Below are 20,209 nucleotides of genomic sequence, written 5' to 3' on the forward strand. Positions count from 1 at the left end.
ACGAGCCGCAAGGTCGGGGAGGGGGGCTCGCAGCCGCATGTGCGGCAGCTGCATCTACCCGCGCGCGCAATTCCGAAGTGCGGAGGGAGACGCAGTCGTGACCGAGGCATGGCATCGAACAGATGCCCCGCATCCTCTGGGCCGTCCACGCGCCGGAGCCCGCCGTGGCTAGCGGGGAGGGCGACGACCGCCAAAATCGCCGCGGGCTCGGTCCGCAACGGCCCGCGAGCCGTCGTACGGAAGACGGCGCGAGCCGTCGTGCGGAAGACCCTGCGAGCCGTCGTACGGAAGACTCCGCGAGCCGTCGTGCGGAAGACACGGAGAACGAGACCCCCGCCGAGCGAACCACTCAGCTCCGCCTCCCGCCCGGCATGGACGAGACCACTCAGCTTCGCCTCCCGCCCCGCGCCGAGGAGACCACTCAGCTCCGCCTCCCGCCCGGCGCCGAACGTCCCGCCGAGAAGACCACTCAGCTTCGCGTACCGACTCCTGCCGAGATCGAGGCGCGCTCAGGCGCGGAGGACCCCGCACCACGCGCCGATCGCGGGACGGCTTCCGGCCGTCGCGGCACCCGTCGCAAACCGGCCGCGCCCTCCGCGCTCGCCGGACGCTGGGCGCGCATCGCCCGCCGTCTGAAACCGGCGTACCCGCGCCCCGGCCGCACCGGCTGGCGACGCTGGATGCCCTCCTGGCGCCAGTGGCTGGGAGGCTGGGGCCTGGCCATCGGGCTGAGCGGAACGTTTCTGGTGATCGCCTATGCCGCGACAGACATACCCCAGAACCTCAACACGTATGCCACCCAGCAGGACAACGTCTACTTCTGGTCCGACGGGACGCCCATGGCCCGTACCGGGTGGGTGCGGCGGCAGGCGATGCCGCTGAAGGACATACCCCAGGACGTGCGCTGGGCGGTGCTGGCCGCGGAGAACCAGAGCTTCTACTCCGACCCGGGCATCTCCTTCAAGGGCATCAGCCGTGCCCTGGTGCGCACGATCGGCGAGGGCAACACCGAGGGCGGCTCGACGATCACCCAGCAGTACGTCAAGAACGTCTACCTGAACCAGAACCGCTCGGTGAGCCGCAAGTTCACCGAGGCGATGATCTCCCTCAAGCTCGACCAGAAGATGAGCAAGGACAAGATCCTCGAGGGCTATCTCAACACCAGCTGGTTCGGGCGCGGCACGTACGGCATCCAGCGCGCCGCCCAGGCGTACTACGGCAAGGACGTCGGCGAACTCAACGCCAGCGAGGCCGCGATGCTCGCGTCCCTGCTGAAGGGCGCGGGCCTGTACGACCCCACCCTGAGCCAGGCGAACCACAAGCGCGCCGTGGAGCGCTGGTCCTGGATCCTCGACCGCATGGTCAAGATCGGCAAGCTGTCGCCGGCCGAGCGGGCCAAGTACACGAAGTTCCCCGAGCCGACCACGCAGTCCCAGACCTTCGACACCGGCAAGCAGAGCGACTACCTGGTGGAGCTCGCGACCCAGTACGCCAAGAAGGCCGCGCACATCTCGGACCAGCAGTTCGACCTGGGCGGCTACCAGATCTACACGACCTTCGACCGGAAGCGGGAGACGGCGCTCGCCGACGCCGTGACCAAGGCCCGCAACAAGGCCCTGAAGGACGACCCCAAGACGGCGAAGACCGCCCACTACGGGGCCTCCTCGGTGGCCGCCGACGGCAAGATCCTCGCCGTCTACGGCGGCCCAGACCACCGTACGCAGGGCTACAACGAGTCCAACGCGACCACCGTCCCGGCAGGTTCGTCGTTCCTGCCGTTCGTCTACGCGGCCGGACTGGAACACGGCGTCCACAAGACCCGCGACAGTACGGCGACACCGGTCACGCCGGAGACGCTCTACAACGGCGACGACAACATCCCCGTCACCACACCCGAAGGGCCCTACTGGGACCGCGCCAACAAGAAGGTCGCCGCCCACAACGACGGCAACAAGTCCTGGGGGCAGATCAGCCTGCGCAAGGCGCTCGCCGAGTCCGTGAACGTGCCGTTCATGCAGCTCGGCATGGACACGGGCCTGGACAAGGTGCGGCAGACCGCCGAAGCGGCCGGGCTGCTCTCGTCGACCATGGGTCCCCAGGTGCCCGCGCTGTCGCTCGGCAACTCCACGCCCAGCGCGATCCGGATGGCCAACGCCTACGCCACCTTCGCCGCGGGCGGGTCGCACACCGAGCCGTACTCCGTGCGACGCATCACCCGCAACGGCTCCCAGGTCGCCCTGGACACTCCCCGCCCCAAGCGCGCGGTGAGCGCCGAGGTGGCCCGTGAGGTCACCGAGGGGCTCACGGACGCCTTCGGTACGGCGCACCCCACCGCGGCCCTGAGCGCACCGGAGACGGCCGGGAAGGCCGGCACCACGGCGGACGACACCGCCGCCTGGTACGTCGGCACGAACCGTTCCGTGTCGACCGCGATCGTCCTCTACCGCATCGACCTGACCAAGAGCCTCGAACCACTGCCGCTCAAGGGGCTCGCCGGCACGTCCGCCGACGACGTCCCGTACGGCATCTGGGCCGGCGCCATGAGTCCGCTCGGCTGACCGCGACGGCCACGAGGCCGCACACCCCGACGGCCGAGAGGCCACCGCGCATCCCGACGGCCGAAAGGCCCCCGCCCGCTCCTTCCACCCCCCTCGCAGAATGTGCCCCGTATGAACTCGAAGCACAGCGGTCACCGCCGCCGCGAACCCGCGCCCGCTCCCGGTTCCGCCCGCCAGGGTTTCGTGGCCATGGCGGCCTTCCTCGTCGTGACGTCGACGACCGCCACCTACCTGGCCCTGAACCACTCGGACAACACCACACCGGCCGCCTCGGCCGGCGGTCCCCGTTCCGGGGCCAGTGCCACCAAGACGACCAAAGAACCCCCGTGGGACGGCAAGACGAAGGTGCTCGGGGACGGCTCCACGTCCTACACCGGGCCGCAGAAGGGCCAGTTGAAGCCCGTCCCCCTCAAGCCGGGTGAGAAGCCGCCCCAGTTCGTCGTCTTCTCCTGGGACGGCGCCCTCCAGGGCGACGACAAACTCTTCACGCACTACCAGGAGTTGGCGAAGCAGTACAACGCCCACATGACGTTCTTCCTGACCGGCATCTATCTGCTGCCCAAGGACAAGAAGACGCTCTACAACCCGCCGATGCACGCGCCGGGCGCCGCGGCGATCAGCTACGCCACCGACCAGCACATCCGCGACACGCTGGAGGAGCTCGGCAAGGCCTACAAGGCGGGCAACGAGATCGGCACCCACTTCAACGGTCACTTCTGCGAGGACAAGGGCGGCGGGGACTGGAGCGTGGCGGAGTGGGAGAGCGAGATCAACCAGTTCTTCTCGTTCGTCGAGAAGTGGAAGACCAACACCGGCTACACCGACCTGCCGGCCCTGCCGTTCGACCCCACGAAGGAGGTCAACGGCGGGCGCGCGCCGTGCCTGGAGGGCCAGAAGAACCTGCTCAAGGCCATGAAGGCGACCGCCAAGGACTACGACTGGCGCTACGACGCGAGCTCCTCGGGCAACCTCCAGATATGGCCCAACAAGAAGGAGGGCGTCTGGGACTTCCCGCTGCAACTGCTCCCCTACGAGGGCGGCAAGTACCAAGGCCTGTCCATGGACTTCAACTTCCTCGCCAACCAGTCCGGCGACTCGACCGAGGGCGACCCGGCCAAGTACCCCGAGTGGGAGCAGGAGACCGTCGCGTCGTACATGGACGGTTTCAACCGCGTGTACTACGGCAGTCGCGCACCGCTGTTCATCGGCAACCACTTCGAGAACTGGAACGGTGGCATCTACATGAAGTCCATCGACCAGGTCGTCAAGAACGTGTGCACGAAGAAGGGCGTTCGCTGTGTGTCCTTCCGTGAGCTGGCCGACTGGCTCGACGTGCAGAAGCCCGAGACCCTGGAGCGCCTGCGGAGTCTGGATCCCGCGCAGTCCCCGGACTGGTCGACGGTGGTGAAGTAGCCGTGAACGGCACCCCAGCTTTCGGTGCGTCAACTTACCCTTTTTTCAAGGGAGTTGACCTGGGCGTGCACGAAATCCCCCCGGGTTCACCACAGTTGAGGAGGACGTGTAAAGATTCCCTCCCCGGCATCTGATCGGGTGTAAGGAGATCATCAGTGAGATCGAAGATGTTGAGCCGTTGCTCGACCCTGACGGCGATCGCCGTCTCCGCAGTGCTGCTGCCCCTTTCCTCCGCCCACGCGGCGACCGCGTCCGTCACCGTGGACCGGGCGACGACCGACGCGTTCGGCCGGATGGCGGACGCCGTGCTCACCGACCGCACGGCGGCCCTCCTCGACAAGAGCCAGGCGGCACCCCGCACTGCCCTCGCGTCGAAGTCGACGGGAGGCGTCAAGCTGACCGCCGCGCTGACGAAGGCGGAGGACACCGCGGTGACCTCCCTGCGCGGCACCCGCTCCCGCCTCGCGGCGCTGGGTGAGGCCTACACCGCCGCCGACACCAAGGTCACCGTCGACAGGACGCGCAGGTGGGGCAAGGTGGCCACCGCCTGGGTCACCGAGACCACCGTCCTCACGTACAAGAAGATCCACGGCGACGAACCCGACACCACGGGCTTCGACGCGCACCACGTCCTGACCTTCGCCGCCCAGCCGGACGGCACCTGGAAGCTCTCGGGCCTGCGCACGACCGACAAGGGCGCCCGCCAGGTCAACGAACCCGTCACCGCCGCCCCCGCGCGCAGGACCCCGATGGCCGTTGTCGACGCCCCCCCGGCAGCGACCACGTATCCCGCGCCCGCCAACCCCAAGAAGCTCACCGGAGGCGCGTACGACTACGCGGCGATGGCGACCTACGCCGAGAAGTACTGGAAGAACTACAACGCGGCCTACCGGAAGTTCAACGGGGTCGGCGGCGACTGCACCAACTTCGTGAGCCAGAGTCTGCTGGCGGGCGGCTGGCAGCCGATCAGCACCGTGACTCCGGAGGAGTACGACACCTGGTACTACGTCGCCAACGGCCAGTCCGACTCCTGGGCGGGCGTGAACGAGTGGTCCTGGTTCACCCAGACCGCCGCGCGCACCACGCCGCTGGCGAACGTCTACCAGATGGACGTCGGTGACGTCCTGCAGGTGGACTTCGACAAGGACGGGGCCAAGGACCACACCATGATCACGTCCTACCGCAGCTCCAGCGGCATGCCGTACCTGACGTACCACGACGCCGACACCTACCGCCGGTCGCTGTCGAGCATCATCGCGTCGTACCCGACCTCGGCGTACTACGCGTACCGCACCTGATCAGCTGATCACCTGAGGTGACTCAGGGGTCTGTGGTCCTGGGCGGCTCGGCGGCCTTGGTCTCCGATGCCCTGGTCTCCGATGCCTTGGATTCTGCCGCCTTGGATTCCGCTGCCTTGTTCTCGGACGGCGTGGTCCCGGACGATCCGGTTCCCGTCTCCACGGCTCTGGTTTCCGTGCCGCCCATGGCCTCGGGCGTCGGCGCGGCCCTGTGCGACTGCTGCAGGGCCGTTGCCGAGGCAGACTCCCGCAGCGCCTGGATCCGCTCCGCCCGCTCGGCCTCCTCGGGGTGGCGGGCTTTGTAGTACGGGTTGTCGTGCGGCAGGGCCGAGCCGACCCTCCCGTACATCCCGAAGAACATCAGCAGGACGCCGACCACAAAGCTGAACAGCACGTTCTGGATGTGGAAGGCGAGGAAGTTGTAGCGGCCGTCCAGCAACGCCAGGTTCAGGAAGCCGTTGAGGATGAACAGGACGCCGAAGACCATGTTGAGCGTCGAGGCGAAGTTCCCGCCGATCACCATGCCCACGAACAGCAGCAGCCCCACGCAGATGGACAGCACACTGAGCGAGCCGTTGGTGTTCAGCCCTATGACCCTGTCTCCGTGGGTGGTGAAGAAGCCGACCTGGTTGGTCAGGCCCAGGATGCCGAAGGCGAGCAGGAAGAGGCCCATCAGGCCCGCGCCGATCCGGTAGAACGTGTTCAGCCGGTGATCGACCGGCAGATGGTCGTCGAAGGCGATGCGTCGTCGGGTTCCGGGACGAAGTACGTGCGTGGCCATGTCCGCCTCCCTCTCCAGCTAGCGGAGGCCGTACGTACATCCCAGCATCCGCCCGCAGGCCGGGGACCGCCAACACCGGGGACCGGGATTGCGGGTACTCGGGGACCGGGAGCGCCGGTACTCGGGGACCGGGACCGTCGGTACCGGAGGCCGGGACAACCGGTACCGGAGGCCAGGATCGGCGGTACCAGAGGCCGAGGCGACCGTCACCCGAGACCGGGGTCGCCGGTACCGGAGAAACTCAGACCGGGCCGCCGCGCTCCTCGCGGATCTGGGAGACCACCCGGGCGGCCGTCGCCCGTACCGCCTCCGTCTCGGTCAGGAAGTGCCAGTAGTCGGGGTGGCGCCCCTCCAGCGCGGCCACGGCACGCTCCAGCCGGGCGACGGAGTCGTCGAGCGGGCGGGCGTGCCGCGGATCCGGGGTGTTGCGGCCCGCCATGGCCAGGCGCTGGGCGTCCCGGATGGCGAAGCGGGTGCGGTCGATCTCCTGCTGGGGGTCCTTGGACACGGCGTTCAGCCGTCGCAGCCGGTCGCCGGCCGCCGACACGGCCTCGTCGGTACCGTTCAGCAGCGCGCGCACCGTGGACAGCAGCGAGGTGGCGTCCGGCCAGCGCTGCGCGTCGCGCGCGGCCTGCGCCTCCTTCAGCTTGAGCTCGGCCTGCCGTACGTTCTCGGCGGCCTGCTCCGGTACGTGCTGCAGGTCCTGCCAGCACGCGGCCGAGAACCGGCGCCGCAGCTCGCTCAGCACCGGCTCCACCTGCCCGGCGCGCGTGGTCAGCGCCTGGGCGCGGGTGCGCAGCGACACCAGCCGGTGGTCGGTCTCCGCGGCCCGCTCCGGCAGCCGCTCGGCCTCCGCGCGCACCGCGCCGGCCTCCCGCGAGACCCGCTCGGCGCGCTCCAGCGTCTCCGGTACGCCGTGCTGTCCGGCTCCCTGGTTGAGCTTGGTCAGCTCGGGCCCGAGCGCGGCGAGCCGGCCGGCCAGATCATCCGCTCTGAGCCCTGTCTTGCGTACGTCATCGAGGGCGTTCGAGGCGGCGAGCAGGGCCTGGCGGGCGCGCTCGACGGCGGGCGCGAGCCGGGCGAGCTGCGTCTCGGCCTTCCCGAGCAGCGGCGCGAGTCCCTGCCCGAACCGGTCCAGGTCCTGTTTGACCCGCCCCAGCTGGTCCTTGGCGGCGGTGAGTTCGGCGCGGGCGCGGGTGGCGACCGACGCCTCCAGCTCGTCCCGGTCGAGGTCGTGGGCGTCGACGGCCTCGATGTACTTCCCACTGGCCTCGTCGATGCGCCGGCCCAACGCCTCGAAGTCGGAGACGGCGCGGCGGGCCGCGGGGGAGTCGTCGACGGCGACGATGGTCTCGATCGAGATCCGCAGATCGCGCTGGGCGGTGTCCAGCTCGTAGAACGCGGCCGCGGCGGCGTCCTTCGCGGCCTGCGCCTCGGCCCGCTGACTCTCGGCGCGCCCGCCGAACCAGCGCCGGGTGCCGCCACCGGCGAAGGCCGCGGGCAGGACGAGGGCGGCGAGGAGCGGGAGGGTGACGAGGGTCAGCACGTCACGGCATCGATGGGGCTGACGGCGTACCGACTGCGCGCGTGGCGCAAACGGCGTGTACGGCTCTGAAGGTGTCGCCGTCACATCCCTCTCCCGTGCTGTGATCCGCCTTGCCCGGTGTCATTCTCCCACCGGTTAAGGACGAACACACGGGCCGGTTAGTTCGCGGTTCGTACTGTGATGCTTCCGTCGTTCGCGCGGGCGGACACCACGTGCGAACTGGCCGGGTCCCGGGGCACGGACACCCGCACGGATCCGTCCCCGCTCCTGGCCGTCACCCGATAGGTACCGTGGGGCAGCCCGATGTTGAGCGAACCGTCCTGGCTACGGGCCTCGACCAGGTCGGGTACGACGCCGAGTTCGAGCTGTACGGACCCGTCCGAGGTCTGGGCGCGCACGTGGCGCGAGTCGATGCCGAGGGCGTGGATCGAGCCGTCGGCGCTACGCAGGTCCAGCGCGCCGGAGGAGTTCGTCACGCGGACACTCCCGTCCGACGTACGGATCCCGAGCGCCTCCTTGAACCCCTCGGCCCGTACGCTCCCGTCCCCGTCCACGACCTTCACCGCGACACCGCGCGGTACGACGATCCGGTGCTTGGCGCTGCAGTCGGCGACCACGCCGGAGCACTTCATCCGCAGCGTCAGCCGGTCGTCCTTCATCGCCCAGGTCGCGCGCGGGTCCCCACCGACGACGTTGTGCCCCTGGAACCACCGGGTGACCTCGACCTTGTCCGCCTCGGCCGACTCGGCGACCACGAGCTCCAGCGCGGAGTCGTCCGAGTCCACGGTGAACGTACGACCGTGCAGCGCGAACGCCCGATGCTCGGGATGCCTGTCGTCCCCGGCACTCGCCCCGCAGCCTGCGGCGGTCGCGACGAGAACGCCGACGGCACCGGCGACCACCGCGGTCCGCGCGGCCGTCTGTGTCCGAGTCCGAGTCATGAAGATCTCCCCCTGGGATGAAACGCCGACGCGCTCCGATGCCCTTCGACGTCTTTCGACCGTACGGTTCCGGGGTCCGCCGGGGGATCCGGGCCGCTCCCGGACCGGGGGTGGGGTTATCCCCCGGATACGGGTTTGCGGGGCATCCCCCCGGGCAATGTAGGCTGTCGACTCGTCCTGGGCGCGTAGCTCAGCGGTAGAGCGCCGCCCTTACAAGGCGGATGTCGGCGGTTCGAAACCGTCCGCGCCCACCAGTCTCAGGACACGAACAAGGCCCAGGTCAGCCGGTGAGAATCCGGTGATCTGGGCCTCTGTCGTTTCCGGCCGCCGAGGGGCGCCGTGCCACTTACGTGCCAGATGGGCCGCGCGGAGGTCGCTTCACCTTCCTGATCTGACCGTCCACGTAGTCGGCGATCTGGTGGTCGCGCCCGTTGACGAGGTGCTGATAGACCAGCGCGGCTCGCACCGACGAGTGGCCCATCCGGTGCATCAGCTCGCGGGTGGTGGCGCCACCGGTCGCGGCGAGGGTGTTCCCGGTGTGCCGGAGATCGTGGAAATGGACGTCACCGAGGCCGGTTGTCTTGAGCGCGCGGAGCCAGATCCGACGGAAGTTGTTGCGGCGGAGGACACCGCCGCGGGCCCCGACGAAGACGAGACCAGTTCGGCCGGCGGAGGCATGCTCGGCCAGCTGGTGCGCCAGCTCGGGCACGAGCGAGGCCGGGAAGGCCACGGTGCGGACACCGGCCGCGCTCTTGGGCGCCTTGACCGTCAGGCCGTCTGTCCGAGTCTCGGCGTATGAGCGGCGGACGGACACGGTGCGGGCCTCCAGGTCGATGTCCCGGCGCTGGAGAGCGGCCAGCTCACCGAAGCGGAGCGCCGCGAAGGCGGCCAGGAGGATCAGGGCGCGGCAGTGAGGCGGAACGGCGTCGGCGAGCCGGTACACCTCGGGCACGGAGAGGAACGGCCGCTCGGTGTGGGTGACCGTCCCCGCGCCTTTGACCCGGCACGGATTGCGCCCGATCAGCCCGTCATCCACGGCCGTGTTCATGATGGCGCGGAGGACCTGATAGGCCTTGGCGACGGTTGCCGCGCCGACTCCGGCGTCGAGGAGATCGGTACGCCAGCGCCGTACCTGCGGCGTGGTGATCTCCCGCAGCGGGATCGCACGGAACGTCGGCAGGATGTGCCGATTGAGAACGCCTGTGTTGCGCTCGCGGGTGGTGGCCGCGTAGTCGCGATCCTTGATCCAGGCCTCCGCGAAGTCACCGAACGCCACCTTGACGTCGGGGTTCTGCCAGTTGCCGTCGAGGATCTTCGCTTCCTGCTTGACGAGCCAGCGGTCCGCGTCGGTCTGGGTGGCGAAGGTCTTGTCCGCCGTGCGCATCAGCCCGTCGGGGCCCCGGTAGCGGGCCTGGAAGCGCCCCGACGGCAGCTTGCGCACAGACCCGAAGCGGCGACGACGCCCCTTGGCGTTCGGCATCAGGCCACCGCCTTGAGGTGCGAGGCACGGCCCGTGATCGGCTCCACGGTGTGCTCAGTGATGTACGCGTCCACCGCACTCTCCGGGATGCGAACGTGACGGCCGACCTTCACGAAGGTGATGCGTCGCTCGGCTATCAGACGACGGGGGAAGCGCGCCGAGGTGCCGAGCACTTCGGCCACCTGGTCGACGCTGAGGTATCGGTCATTCACGCTGCGGCTCCTTCCATGGCGAGTTGGTCGCGTAGGGCTTCGCGGGCGGTTTCGCGGTTGTGCTGGAGGTCGCGGGCGATGGTGGCGGCGAGGGCGGATTCGCCGGGGGTGTGGCCGTGTCCGGCGTATTGCCAGTCGGCGAGGACGAGGACGGTGTCCGGCTCGCGGTCGTCCAGGCCGAGGGCTTGGCGTTCCTGGGCGGCGCGGAAGTCGGCGCGGGCCTGGCGCAGCTCGCCGAGGGTGGTGGAGTAGCGGCGGGACTTGGAGGAGAAGTGGCCGCGGAAGCCGAGCATGTGAGCCCAGGCCCAGAGGCGGCGGTCCGGGTAGAGCGGATCGAGGTGCTTGCATGCCTCGATGAGGCGGCGGGTGTGGTCGGGGACGTGGTGGCGGTCGAGTTCGGAGAGTTCGCCGATGCGGCGGTCGAGGGTGCCGGTGTTCTCGGCTGCTTTGGTGGCGTACTTGGCGACGTAGGAGGCGACGGCCTGTTCGGTGATGTCGGAGCCGTCGCCGAAGGCCTTGACGGGGCGGACGTCGAGTTGGGTGCCCCAGCGGAAGGTGCGGGCGGGCTGGTCGGCGGCGGCGGGGACGGAGACCGAGGTGTAGGAGTGCGCAGTGGCGGCGCGGATGGCGTCGGTGAGCAGGCCGACGCTGGCCCAGGACGGGGGCGGGGTGTCGGGTCCTTCGGGGCCGTCGATGCGGATGACGGCGTGGAAGTGGAGGGCGCCGCGCTTCTGGAATTCGGCGACCTTGCCGTAGGAGAGCCGGGCCGACTCCTTGAGATCCCGTTGTGTGAGCCCGGCGCGGGCGGCGATCTCGCGGCGGAGCCGGTTGGTGAAGCGTTGCCACAGGTCGCCTGCGTGGTTGTTGAAGAGGACGGCGCCCGCGTAGTCGTAGGTGGATGGGTTGAGCGCGGTCCCGAGGGCCGGATCGGCGGGGGCGTGGTGGGTGCCGCAGCGGCAGACGCCATGGTCGGGGCGGTTGTGGACGGGGCCGAAGGACGGGGCGGTGAGGGTGGCGAAGACGCGGGGGTGATCGCGGACCGTGGAGGGGATGTCGCGGCGGTCGTCTCCGGCCAGGCCCGCGCGGATGAGGTGGTAGGTGTCGCCCGCGTACGTCCAGGCGCAGGACGGGCAGCGGGATGCACGCCGGTTGCCACAGGCGACCCGGAGCCGTCCGCCGGGCTCATTCTCGGTCGTGTAGTGGTGGAGGGTTTCGCCGGTGGTCTTGTCCTTGGTGAGGGTCCAGCCGGTGAGGTGGATGGGGTCGGCGCATCCTCCGGTGCGCTTGATCTGGTCGTGCCAGCGGTCGAAGTCGTCGGCCGAAGCCACCCTCAGCAGGTCGCCGAGGGTGGTCGGGTCGAGCAGCGGGTTAGGCACGGGCGCCCTCCCGTGCTCGGGTGGTGCGGGCGGTACCGGTGCCGTGGCAGGCCGGGCAGTGCGCGGTGATGGTGCGCAGGTGTCCGCGGTGGTCGCGGCCGCCGAGGGTGATGGCGGCGGAGGCGAAGCCGTCGCAGGCCGGGCAGATCCGGGACGGCGGGCGGGTGCGGTGCGTCATGCTGGGGGTTCCTTCCGGTTGCGAGATCGGGATGGGGCACGGCTCCCGGGCGGCGGAGACTTGGCGGTTGAGGCCGCCCGGGGGCCGGTCAGCGGCGCTTGCCCTCGGCACTGATGAGCGAGCGGATCACTAGGGCGCAGATGGCGACGGATGCGCCGGTGATGGCGATCGCGAGGAGCATCGAGACGAGGACAGCGCCGACGACCAGGACGACGGCGGTGCCGCTGCCGACGAGGGCGATGACGGCGCTGGGGGTCAGCTGCACGGTCGGCCGAGCCGGAGCCGGGGCCGGGGCCGGAGTGACGACCGGGGCGGGCGCGGGGGTCTGCGGGGTGTGCTGGATGACGGCGGTCGGCTCGACGACGGCGGGCGGGGTGACCAGGCCGGTGGGCTGGGGCATGGTCGGGACCTTGGGACGGAACATGGCGGTTCTCCCTTCGCGGGTGGTTACTTGACGGCGGTGTCGATGGCGGGGGCGAGCAGGCTGTCGGCGAGGAGGTAGCCGCCGAGGAGGAGCACGGCCACGAGCCACCAGGGCGGGCGGATGAGCTTGATGCCGAGCCAGCCGACGACCAGGAGGGCGAACCAGAGCGGGACCTGCACGGGGTGCCTCCCTTAGCGGACGGTGCAGCGGTGGGTGCGGGCGGCGAGCTGGGCGGCGGACTGGCTGGAGTAGTCGGCGGACCAGCCGCAGCGGTCGTTGGTGCACACGGCGGCGTGTTTGGTGTGGCCGTGGCGGTCGCGGTGGGTGCCGATCTGCACGGGGCCGATCCGCATGACGGAGTGGAAGTGGTCGCGGGCGGGCATGGCGGTCAGTCCTTCCGGGTCAGGTGAGTTGGGTGGCGATGGCGTCGGCGAGCTGGGGCGGGACGCCGAGGCGGGCGCGCAGGGTGTCGGTGTCGATCCGGGTACCGGTGCGGGCGTGGTGGTCGTCGGCGACCTTGCGGGCGTGGTCGACCAGAGCCGCCGGGACCGGCGGAACCGGGGCGGGCAGGGCCGGGGCTTCCTCGGCCGCGGGGACCGGGGTGGCCTCCGGGGCATTGGTGGGGAGGGGTTCGACGTCGATCTCGGGTTCGGGCGCGGGTGCCGGCGGAACCGGCACCCGGTCCCCGGTGGAGTGGGCGAGGAGGGTGCCGCCGAGGAAGGCGAGGGCGGGCCATCCGGCGATGCCGAACCGCAGCCAGGCGGGCGGGTGGGCGAGGTCGAGGAATCCGGCGGTGGCCACGTTCGCCCCGAGCGAGGCGAAAAGCGCGATGACGAACCAGCACCAGGCCAGCCGGGACGGACCCTCCGAGCGGAGCCGTCGCCAGGCAGCGACCAGGAGCAGGTCCACCGAGATCGGATAGGCCCACGCCTTCCACCCGTCCTGTCCGGCGGCGTCGGCGAGGTCGTGCAGGTGGGCGAAGGAGAGCGCTCCGGCGATGACGGCCTGGACGAGGACGGCGTCCACGCGGAGCGCGGGCCGGGCGTTCATGACGGATCTCCGGGGTAGTCGGGGCCGTCGGCGGGGTCGTAGCCGGGCGGGAACGTGCCGGGCGGCGGCTCCGGCAGGGACGCGGCCAGCGACGGGCCCACGGCCTCGATGAAGTCGTCGTCAGCGCCGAGCATGTCGGCGTAGAGGGCGAGTTGGCCGAGCAGCAGGACGGTGCGTGCGAAGTCGTCGCAGTCGGGGCACATGGAGTGTTCTCCCTTCCTCGGGCATGGAGGGGGTAGGGACCTGGCGCGATGCGGTCGCGCCGACCGGGGAAGCGAGAGAGGTCAGGCGGTGGCGGGGGCTGTCTTGGACAGCGGCACCCGGTCCGAGGGCAGCGCGGCGGTGGCGGGCCGGAAGGCCGCGAGGGCGGGCAGGTCCGGGGTGCGGTCGGCGTGCTTGTTGCAGAGGTTCACGGCCTCGCGCAGCGAGGTGTGCGGGGCGCGGATACGGGCCCAGCCGCCCGATGAGTCACCGGTGACGGCGATGCCGGGGGCGTCGGTGGGGATCTGGATGGCGGCGAGGACGGCGTCCGGGGAGATGTCCCCGAAGGCCATGTTCGCCGAGGATTCGTCGTTGACGCGGTGGGCGGTACGTCCGGTGAGCTGGGCGCGGAGCATGGTGATTCCCTTGCCGAGTTCGGAGCCGAAGCGTTGCCCGCAGATCTCCAGGTAGATCCCGGCGGCGCGGCCGAGCTGGGCGAGGCGGACGAGGGCGGTGATGATCCGGTCCCGGCGCTTCTCCTCGTCCTTGCTCGCGTAGAGGGCGAGTTCGGCGACCTCGTCCACGAGGACCACGACCGGGACCGGGCGCAGGTGGTCGGGCAGGTCCCAGATGTCGGCGGCGATCTCCGCATCCGGCACGTTCACGGTGATCCGCTGCTCAGCCCGTATGAGCTGGTAGACGCCCTCCATATGGGTGACGAGGGCTTCGAGGAGGTCGAGGGCGGTGTCCGGGTTGTCGGCGAGCGCGGAGAACCGGCGCGCGAGGGGGAAGAGTTCGACGCCCTGTTTGCAGTCGATGCCGACGAGCGCGACGTTCATCGGGGCGAGACCGGCGACCAGGTTGCGCTGGTAGACGGACTTGCCGGACTCGGTGGCACCGAGGGTCAGACCGTGCGGGACGGCCCGGTAGTCGCGGTAGTGCACCGCCCCGTCCTCGCGCAGGGCGACCGGCACCCGCATCGGCTCATGGTCGGTCTTGGCGGGCATCTGCACCCGCTTGAGGACGTCATAGCCGGTCATCCGCACCTCGACGACGCCGGAGCGCAGTTCCCGGGAGGTGACGCCGTACATGGAGAAGGAGTGGCGCAGCCGGTCCGTGGCGGCGGAGACATCGAAGGCGTCCTGTCCGGGGCGGAGCTTGAGGCGGAGCACCAGGCCGGTCCGGGTGGGGCGGATGCGCAGGATGCGAGGTGCCCGGGACTCGGGGACGGGCCGGTTGGCGACCCGGGCGACGGCCAGGCGCCAGCGCGACGGCGGAACCGTCAGCCCGCAGGCGTCCATGACGGAGGTGTAGCGGACCAGGACCCGCAGGGCGGCGAAGGCGGCACCGAAGGCCAGCCAGTACCAGGCGGGGCGCCGCCACCGCAGGATCAGTGCGGAGGTGACGACCAGCAGCAGGGCGACCGTTAACGCGGTCATGATCAGGCTGCCTTCGACGTCGAGGCAGCGGCGGCGAGCGAGGTGACCGCGACCGCGCGGAACGCGATACCGTGCCGCTTCTGCCCGTTGAACTCGTTCTCCCACGCCGAGGCGACCAGCCCGGTCAGCGCGACCGGGGTCCCCATGGTCAGGTCCTCGGAGACGCCGGGCTGCGGAACGGTGAGCTTGAGGATCTCCACCTCGTCGGGCGTGGAGAACATGACCTCCACTGTCATCAGGGTCACGCCGTCCTTGTCGAGGGCGATCTCACCGGTACGGCGGTCCTTGACCTTCGGCTGCGGAGCCTTAGCGACCATCACGGTCGCGTTGGTGGTGTCGACGGGAATCTGACGCATGATGGAACTCCCTTTCAGGGGCGGGAGCGGCGTACTTGCTTGGCGGTGGGTCGCCGCTCCTGTGCGTTGACGGGTGGCCTGCAGCAAAGCCGCGGGCGTTTGCGCTTCAATCTGGTGCGCACCAGTAGGTTGCATCTGGTGCGCACCAGATGTCAAGCGTTGTCGTCGGTCCGGCTCTTCAACTCGCCTTCCTGTGACGTTTCTAGGGAACCGTTTCTGCCAACGCCCCGGTAGCCAACAGGGGTTAACACCCGGCTCGTTAACCCCTGCCGACCTGCGCGGATGTGAGGCATGCTGCTATTAGGGCTTGGCAACCACAGGCAGGGCGAGGCGACGTGACGAACGGACTCAAGGCAGCGCGGAGTGCACGAGAGTGGTCGCAGGAGCGGTTAGTTCGAGAGATCGAACGTCATGCGCATCAGCACATGCTCACCGTCGCGTCCACGGCCAGCCTGCGCGTCTACGTCTCGGAGTGGGAGAACGGCCGCCGTTCGATCTCAGCTCGCTATGCGAAGATCCTGCGCGCTCTTCTCGGCATCACGGACGACGAACTGCATGGCAGGGCCGAGGCGTTGGCCGTGCCTGTCGTGGCTGACGGATACGACGAACTCATAAGCCGGATCGACGCCGCCCGCAGCGTCAGCCTCACCATGGTGACGACGTTCATGGATCAGACGGAACTGTTCAGGACCATGGACCGGCAGATGGGCGCCGCGAGCCTTGTCGACCCGATGACGGGGCACCTGACGAAGCTCGAGGACGCGCTCACCTTCGCCGTACTTCCGGAGACCCGGCGCCCGGTCGCCCTCGCGTTGGCGGGGGCTGCAACGCTGGCCGCATGGCAGGCACTTGATGTGGGCGCCGTGGAACGAGCCTGGCGACACTATGAGTTGGGCAAGCGAGCGGCACAGGAGGCTGACGAGCCGATGTACCTCGCGCACGCCACGGCCGAGCAGGCGTATGTGCTGTGCGACGCGGGCCGGGCCACCGTCGCGGTCCAGCTGATACGGGACGCCCAACGCGTCGGCGGCAAGACGATGTCCCCACGACTCATGGCCTGGTTGTACGCGGCCGAAGCCGAGATCTGCGCCCGGGCGGGGTTGCCGGACGACTGCCGGCGGGCGCTGGAAAACGCGATGCGACACCTGCCGCCGGGGGAGGAGGCCCGAGACGCGGACATGCTGAGCATCTTCTTGAACGAGGGGCACCTCAGCAGGTGGCGCGGTAACGCACTCGCTCTGATAGGCGACGACGAAGCGGTGACGAGCCTGTACGACGCCCTTGATTCCGCAGACCCCACCTTCATACGAGCGTCGGCGGGACTGCGGTGTGATCTCGCCCAGGCGCACATGGCGCGCGGCGAATACGACCAGGCGCACGAGCACCTGCGGCAGGCCCGACTGCTGGCGAGCCGTACCGGGTCAGTGCGTCATCGTCGCCGGATCGAGCAGCTCACGCAGCGGTTGTAGGCGCGGCTCCAGCACCCCGTGAGGCGAGCACGTGCAGGAGAGCCACGAGCGTCCCCGAGCCCATGAGCTCACCGCGGGCCATCAGCCCGGGAATGTCCGCGAGAGGCACCCAGGCGACGTGCCCCGCTTCTTCGAGGTCGGTCGGTTCTCCGACGAGCTTCGCGCCCTGACCGACGTAGATCTCGTGAGGCGAGTCGACCATGCCGACCATGGGCTGATAGGTGACCACGTGCTCCAGGGCGTCCGGCCGCCAGCCGGTCTCTTCCTCGACTTCCCGCAGCGCGGTCTGAGCCGGGTCTTCTCCCTCGTCGACGATCCCGCCGGGCAGCTCCCAGCCGAACGAGTCGGGGACGAAGCGGTAGCGCCAGAGCATCAACACGCGGTCCTGGTCGTCGAGGACGGCGGCGATGGCGACGTGATGCAGCCGTACGACGTGATGCTCGAAGCGTTCGACGCCGGGCGGTTCGACGTCCACGAGACTGAGCTTCACCCAACGGTTGTCGTACACGGTCCGCTCACCGTGAATCTGCCACGGCTCCACGTCTGTTGGCGTCTCAGTGCTCACGGACCGGTCCGGCACGCGGTACGAGCTACGGCCGTGCACCTCGATGGCGCCCTCGGCGATGAGCTTGGCCAGCACCTGACGAAGCGCCGTACGGCCGATGCTCAGCTCTTCCGACAGGGTGCGCTCAGAGGGGAGCTTGGAGCCAGGCTGATACTTGCCCGTTGAGATCCACTCGCGAATCGTGAGGTAGACCCGCTCCGACTTCGGTCCCATCCTGTGAGCACGCTCCTTGTCGTCGTGTTATGCCATCTGGCACAACAAGCCTAGCCGTGTAGCTACAAACACGAGTAGCTCTGTAGCTACGGACATGCGTAGGTTGCCTCGACATCGACGATCAGACGGGCGCGGTAGAACTTTCCCTACTTCATCAAGCACCCGGCTGCGCTCCGCTCCGCCGGGCGGGCTTCCCGGCTCCGCTCGGGGCGCCGCTCCTGCCTTCGGCCCGCTCCGCCCCGGCTGCGCCGACGCCCGCCCACTGTGGATAGGCCCGGAGGCCATGAGTCGAGCACCCGACACGTTCGCGGCCCACGGTCGCAGACGATGCCTCCGGCGGGGGATCGGCCGGCACCGGGTGGGAGGGGGCGCCGTTCCCGGCCGCGGGCACATCGTGGCGAGCGTGGTGGTCTCCCATCCCGTCCACCGTCGACCCAGGCAGAGCCGAGCAGACGCGGCCCATGGCGTCCAGGTCGTTCGTACAGTGGCGCGCTCCACCTGGACGCCATGAACCACGCCCGCTCCACGGTGTGTGGGTCGACGGCAGACGGGATGGGAGCTGGGGTAGGTGTGTGGTTGAGGTGGTCAGGTGAGGGTCGACCGGATCCGGTCAACGGCACGCAGCACCTCACCTCTGTTCTTTGCGCTCTTGATCCAGGTTGGTAGCCGCGCGACAACCGTCATCTTCTTGACCTGCGCATCCCATGGGGCCCTTTCGCGCAACGGCGCCTGTACGAACTGCCGGAGCAGCTCCAGGTGCTCTGGGTTGTAGGCCCACAACCAGCCGTGCCGCGTCTCTGCCTGCAACCACAGCGGCAGCCCGAAGTACGGATCTGTAGCTTCACCACGCCCCCGGAAGAGGCGAAACCCTCCCGCGGCCGCATCCCGAGTCAGACCGCACGCCCGACAGACGAGACGGCGGCGCGCGAACACCGAGGGGAGCGAACCATCGGTCGCAGGCACCGCCGGGGCAACGTGTGCAATCCCGGCGCACTTCGGACAGCGCACGAGCACATGGTCAATGAAGTGGTACTTCGTGTGCCGAGCGTCTCGGAACCGCAGTGGCGGGAGCATGCCGCCAGTATGCGACCCGTCCACCTGCTCATGCTCGGAATATCCGTGCCCCTCCCGTGCCCGATCAGGCGGGGAATCACGGGGAACAACGGTCGCTCACAGCGAGGAGCAACGAAGAGAGCCTCCGACCGATCCTGCTGGTCAGAGGCTCTCAACCACTGCGGTGGGTGTGGGATTTGAACCCACGGTGACTCGCGCCACGACGGTTTTCAAGACCGATGCAGTCGACCCACCCGCTGAGACCCCCGCGCCCTTGCGACAGCTAGCTCCGGCAGAGCGAGGTCAGCCCGCCTGAACCCACCAGATCAGCCATGTAACGGCGGTGCCACCGAGGGTATAGGCGGCGCCCTTCAGGGCGTTCAAGAGAAGAATGCGCAGGTAGCGGCGGCCACGGCGGCGCCAACGAGTCGTAGAGTGTGGAGCAGGGCTTTCCGTAGAAGGAAGTCCGAGGGAGTGCTTGTTCAAGGGGTACTCCGTAAGTCCAGTGATGTGTGCTGGCGATGCCGCACCGCTCCGCCCAGGCGCCAACCAGATGCGGAGCGGTGCGGCCTTCATTCCTTCGGGGCAGCGTCCGAAGAAATTCCAGTGGTGGTCTCTTCGCCGATCGTCGGCTCGCCGAGGGCGCGAGGGGTGAAGGGGGGCCACAAGCTGTACACGGGGCGACAGCCCCGTCCTGATCGCATCTTGAGGGTGTCGAACCACTCCTCGTCGACTTGAACGAGAATTCCGTGCTTCATCAGCTCTCGGATGCCCTTGCCGGCGCTGTCGGCGGAGATGCCGTACCACTCGGGCATCCGCTCCTGAGGAAGAGTGAACTTGAGCTTTCTCTGGCTCGAGGCGATCAGGAGCATGGCTTTGCCGGGAAGGGAGAGATTGTTATGCCAGCCTTTGTCCCAATATTCGAACGGAAGCTGGAAGTAGGGGTCTCCGAGGCCTTCACCCGGAATCGTGTACGCCTGGCCAGAGCCATCCTCGTGCAGTTTTGTGATAACCGACTTGCCACCCTCGCCCCGAGCTCGGGTGATGAGCCCCAGCTCCTTAAGGACCTTCCATGCGCGAGACACGGCGGTCATTCCTGCTGTCTCATCAAAGATGCCGACTGACCGGGCCCAAGTCGTGGACCACTCGGTAACGGAGAAGTCGCCGGCGCTTGTCACGGCACTGAGCAACAAGTACAGGTCCAGGGGTCGCTTCGCGGAGCGACGCACCAAATCGGCCATAGCTCCGGGTGACTTCGTTCCGCCCTTGCCCGCCTCCCTCTGTAGGAAGGCTCGGCGGATAGGCACCGTGCGGGTGGGGCGCAGAGAGCGATCAAGGATGAGCTTGATGGTTTCAGGCTGCCCTAGCGGGGTTGGCGCCTGCGCGGGGGATGAGTTGGAACCGGGCTGAGTGGTCGTCATGCCGTTATTTTGGCACGCACTTGGCACCCAGTGGCGACCTGAAGAGACACCTGGGGCTGATTCGACTTGCCGCCTGAGCGGGTGCCATACGATGACTTTATGATGACTCGTAAGACACCTGGTAAGACGACAAGTTACGATGACACGTTATTGGGCTCGATTGCGGGGCGTCGATGAACTGGCTATCCAGCACAGGAGGCTTGACTCGCGGGGGGCCCACCGCGAACTTGTCTAT

21 protein-coding genes and 2 tRNA genes are annotated in these 20,209 nt (G+C 69.0%); 5 read left to right on the forward strand and 18 right to left on the reverse strand.

Going from position 1 to position 20,209, the window contains the following annotated elements; genetic code table 11:
- Positions 1–371 precede the first annotated feature (371 nt).
- From AQJ27_RS05970 to AQJ27_RS05980, 3 genes are all read left to right on the forward strand, one after another.
- Positions 372–2,558 (forward strand): transglycosylase domain-containing protein, encoded by a 2,187-nt coding sequence (locus AQJ27_RS05970; protein WP_067362915.1) that lies wholly within the window; start codon positions 372–374, stop codon positions 2,556–2,558.
- Between the two features lie 111 nt (positions 2,559–2,669).
- Positions 2,670–3,971, forward strand: coding sequence for a polysaccharide deacetylase family protein (locus AQJ27_RS05975; RefSeq protein WP_096239740.1), 1,302 nt, complete (start codon positions 2,670–2,672; stop codon positions 3,969–3,971).
- A gap of 167 nt (positions 3,972–4,138) precedes the next feature.
- Positions 4,139–5,269, forward strand: coding sequence for an amidase domain-containing protein (locus tag AQJ27_RS05980; RefSeq protein WP_067362920.1), 1,131 nt, complete (start codon positions 4,139–4,141; stop codon positions 5,267–5,269).
- A 22-nt stretch (positions 5,270–5,291) separates the two neighbouring features.
- Here AQJ27_RS05980 and AQJ27_RS05985 read toward each other — a convergent pair whose 3' ends face one another.
- The 3 genes from AQJ27_RS05985 to AQJ27_RS05995 form a co-directional block, all read right to left on the reverse strand.
- Positions 5,292–6,050, reverse strand: a complete 759-nt coding sequence (locus AQJ27_RS05985; protein WP_079064825.1) for a DUF4383 domain-containing protein — start codon at positions 6,048–6,050, stop codon at positions 5,292–5,294.
- 241 nt (positions 6,051–6,291) lie between these two features.
- Positions 6,292–7,680 carry a coiled-coil domain-containing protein gene (locus tag AQJ27_RS05990; RefSeq protein ID WP_067362924.1) on the reverse strand — a complete coding sequence of 463 codons (1,389 nt, stop codon included), beginning with the start codon at positions 7,678–7,680 and terminating at the stop codon, positions 6,292–6,294.
- Between the two features lie 74 nt (positions 7,681–7,754).
- Positions 7,755–8,537 carry a DUF4097 family beta strand repeat-containing protein gene (locus AQJ27_RS05995; protein WP_067362927.1) on the reverse strand — a complete coding sequence of 261 codons (783 nt, stop codon included), beginning with the start codon at positions 8,535–8,537 and terminating at the stop codon, positions 7,755–7,757.
- 179 nt (positions 8,538–8,716) lie between these two features.
- On the opposite strand from AQJ27_RS05995, the gene AQJ27_RS06000 reads away from it, so the two are divergent.
- Positions 8,717–8,791: transfer RNA gene (locus AQJ27_RS06000), tRNA-Val, on the forward strand.
- Between the two features lie 92 nt (positions 8,792–8,883).
- Here the strand turns inward: AQJ27_RS06000 and AQJ27_RS06005 are convergent.
- The 11 genes from AQJ27_RS06005 to AQJ27_RS06050 all read right to left on the reverse strand — a co-directional run bounded on the left by AQJ27_RS06005 (position 8,884) and on the right by AQJ27_RS06050 (position 15,253).
- On the reverse strand, positions 8,884–10,017 hold the full coding sequence (locus AQJ27_RS06005; protein ID WP_067362930.1) for a tyrosine-type recombinase/integrase: 1,134 nt from the start codon (positions 10,015–10,017) through the stop codon (positions 8,884–8,886).
- Positions 10,017–10,229 carry a helix-turn-helix domain-containing protein gene (locus AQJ27_RS06010; RefSeq protein WP_067362932.1) on the reverse strand — a complete coding sequence of 71 codons (213 nt, stop codon included), beginning with the start codon at positions 10,227–10,229 and terminating at the stop codon, positions 10,017–10,019. Before AQJ27_RS06010 ends, AQJ27_RS06005 begins: the two co-directional genes overlap by 1 nt.
- Complete coding sequence (gene repSA / locus AQJ27_RS06015) at positions 10,226–11,605, reverse strand: replication initiator protein RepSA (RefSeq protein WP_067362933.1); 1,380 nt, start codon at positions 11,603–11,605, stop codon at positions 10,226–10,228. The genes AQJ27_RS06010 and repSA overlap by 4 nt, the downstream gene beginning before the upstream one ends.
- Positions 11,598–11,783, reverse strand: coding sequence for a hypothetical protein (locus tag AQJ27_RS06020; RefSeq protein WP_067362935.1), 186 nt, complete (start codon positions 11,781–11,783; stop codon positions 11,598–11,600). Before AQJ27_RS06020 ends, repSA begins: the two co-directional genes overlap by 8 nt.
- Positions 11,784–11,871: 88 nt before the next feature.
- On the reverse strand, positions 11,872–12,207 hold the full coding sequence (locus tag AQJ27_RS06025; protein ID WP_067362938.1) for a SpdD-like protein: 336 nt from the start codon (positions 12,205–12,207) through the stop codon (positions 11,872–11,874).
- 23 nt (positions 12,208–12,230) lie between these two features.
- The gene (locus tag AQJ27_RS54600; protein ID WP_096239738.1) at positions 12,231–12,386 is read right to left on the reverse strand and encodes a hypothetical protein; all 156 of its coding nucleotides are present in this window, start codon (positions 12,384–12,386) and stop codon (positions 12,231–12,233) included.
- A 12-nt stretch (positions 12,387–12,398) separates the two neighbouring features.
- Entirely contained in the window at positions 12,399–12,590 is a 192-nt protein-coding gene (locus AQJ27_RS06030) for a mobile element transfer protein (protein ID WP_067362941.1), read from the reverse strand.
- 19 nt (positions 12,591–12,609) lie between these two features.
- Positions 12,610–13,257, reverse strand: a complete 648-nt coding sequence (locus AQJ27_RS06035) for a DUF2637 domain-containing protein (RefSeq protein WP_067362945.1) — start codon at positions 13,255–13,257, stop codon at positions 12,610–12,612.
- Positions 13,254–13,460, reverse strand: a complete 207-nt coding sequence (locus AQJ27_RS06040) for a hypothetical protein (RefSeq protein WP_067362948.1) — start codon at positions 13,458–13,460, stop codon at positions 13,254–13,256. Before AQJ27_RS06040 ends, AQJ27_RS06035 begins: the two co-directional genes overlap by 4 nt.
- Positions 13,461–13,541: 81 nt before the next feature.
- On the reverse strand, positions 13,542–14,897 hold the full coding sequence (locus AQJ27_RS06045) for an FtsK/SpoIIIE domain-containing protein (RefSeq protein ID WP_067362951.1): 1,356 nt from the start codon (positions 14,895–14,897) through the stop codon (positions 13,542–13,544).
- A 2-nt stretch (positions 14,898–14,899) separates the two neighbouring features.
- Positions 14,900–15,253 (reverse strand): SCO3933 family regulatory protein, encoded by a 354-nt coding sequence (locus tag AQJ27_RS06050; protein ID WP_067362955.1) that lies wholly within the window; start codon positions 15,251–15,253, stop codon positions 14,900–14,902.
- A gap of 335 nt (positions 15,254–15,588) precedes the next feature.
- Here AQJ27_RS06050 and AQJ27_RS06055 point away from each other — a divergent pair, with 335 nt between their 5' ends.
- Positions 15,589–16,722 (forward strand): helix-turn-helix domain-containing protein, encoded by a 1,134-nt coding sequence (locus AQJ27_RS06055; protein ID WP_079064826.1) that lies wholly within the window; start codon positions 15,589–15,591, stop codon positions 16,720–16,722.
- On the opposite strand, the gene AQJ27_RS06060 is transcribed toward AQJ27_RS06055, so the two are convergent.
- The 4 genes from AQJ27_RS06060 to AQJ27_RS06065 all read right to left on the reverse strand — a co-directional run bounded on the left by AQJ27_RS06060 (position 16,706) and on the right by AQJ27_RS06065 (position 19,974).
- Entirely contained in the window at positions 16,706–17,500 is a 795-nt protein-coding gene (locus AQJ27_RS06060; protein WP_079064827.1) for an NUDIX domain-containing protein, read from the reverse strand. The two genes, AQJ27_RS06055 and AQJ27_RS06060, sit on opposite strands and share 17 nt — an antisense overlap.
- A 585-nt stretch (positions 17,501–18,085) precedes the next feature.
- Positions 18,086–18,574, reverse strand: coding sequence for a hypothetical protein (locus AQJ27_RS51820; RefSeq protein WP_079064828.1), 489 nt, complete (start codon positions 18,572–18,574; stop codon positions 18,086–18,088).
- 159 nt (positions 18,575–18,733) lie between these two features.
- Positions 18,734–18,823 (reverse strand) — tRNA-Ser (locus AQJ27_RS56310).
- Between the two features lie 302 nt (positions 18,824–19,125).
- A complete protein-coding gene (locus AQJ27_RS06065; RefSeq protein WP_159064334.1) occupies positions 19,126–19,974 on the reverse strand; it encodes a hypothetical protein in 849 nt (282 codons plus the stop codon).
- Between the last annotated feature and the right edge of the window lie 235 nt (positions 19,975–20,209).

It is taken from the genome of Streptomyces olivochromogenes, from assembly GCF_001514115.1.
GTDB classification, from domain to species: Bacteria; Actinomycetota; Actinomycetes; order Streptomycetales; family Streptomycetaceae; genus Streptomyces; species Streptomyces olivochromogenes.

Bases quoted from the DNA above. Each gene is read 5' to 3' on its own strand.
- AQJ27_RS05970 (WP_067362915.1), top strand. From the start codon at position 372: ATGGACGAGACCACTCAGCTTCGCCTCCCGCCCCGCGCCGAGGAGACC.
- AQJ27_RS05975 (WP_096239740.1), top strand. From the start codon at position 2,670: ATGAACTCGAAGCACAGCGGTCACCGCCGCCGCGAACCCGCGCCCGCT.
- AQJ27_RS05980 (WP_067362920.1), top strand. From the start codon at position 4,139: ATGTTGAGCCGTTGCTCGACCCTGACGGCGATCGCCGTCTCCGCAGTG.
- AQJ27_RS05985 (WP_079064825.1), bottom strand. From the start codon at position 6,050: ATGGCCACGCACGTACTTCGTCCCGGAACCCGACGACGCATCGCCTTC.
- AQJ27_RS05995 (WP_067362927.1), bottom strand. From the start codon at position 8,537: ATGACTCGGACTCGGACACAGACGGCCGCGCGGACCGCGGTGGTCGCC.
- AQJ27_RS06005 (WP_067362930.1), bottom strand. From the start codon at position 10,017: ATGCCGAACGCCAAGGGGCGTCGTCGCCGCTTCGGGTCTGTGCGCAAG.
- AQJ27_RS06020 (WP_067362935.1), bottom strand. From the start codon at position 11,783: ATGACGCACCGCACCCGCCCGCCGTCCCGGATCTGCCCGGCCTGCGAC.
- AQJ27_RS06025 (WP_067362938.1), bottom strand. From the start codon at position 12,207: ATGTTCCGTCCCAAGGTCCCGACCATGCCCCAGCCCACCGGCCTGGTC.
- AQJ27_RS06030 (WP_067362941.1), bottom strand. From the start codon at position 12,590: ATGCCCGCCCGCGACCACTTCCACTCCGTCATGCGGATCGGCCCCGTG.
- AQJ27_RS06035 (WP_067362945.1), bottom strand. From the start codon at position 13,257: ATGAACGCCCGGCCCGCGCTCCGCGTGGACGCCGTCCTCGTCCAGGCC.
- AQJ27_RS06040 (WP_067362948.1), bottom strand. From the start codon at position 13,460: ATGTGCCCCGACTGCGACGACTTCGCACGCACCGTCCTGCTGCTCGGC.
- AQJ27_RS06045 (WP_067362951.1), bottom strand. From the start codon at position 14,897: ATGACCGCGTTAACGGTCGCCCTGCTGCTGGTCGTCACCTCCGCACTG.
- AQJ27_RS06050 (WP_067362955.1), bottom strand. From the start codon at position 15,253: ATGCGTCAGATTCCCGTCGACACCACCAACGCGACCGTGATGGTCGCT.
- AQJ27_RS06060 (WP_079064827.1), bottom strand. From the start codon at position 17,500: ATGGGACCGAAGTCGGAGCGGGTCTACCTCACGATTCGCGAGTGGATC.
- AQJ27_RS51820 (WP_079064828.1), bottom strand. From the start codon at position 18,574: ATGCTCCCGCCACTGCGGTTCCGAGACGCTCGGCACACGAAGTACCAC.
- AQJ27_RS06065 (WP_159064334.1), bottom strand. From the start codon at position 19,974: ATGACGACCACTCAGCCCGGTTCCAACTCATCCCCCGCGCAGGCGCCA.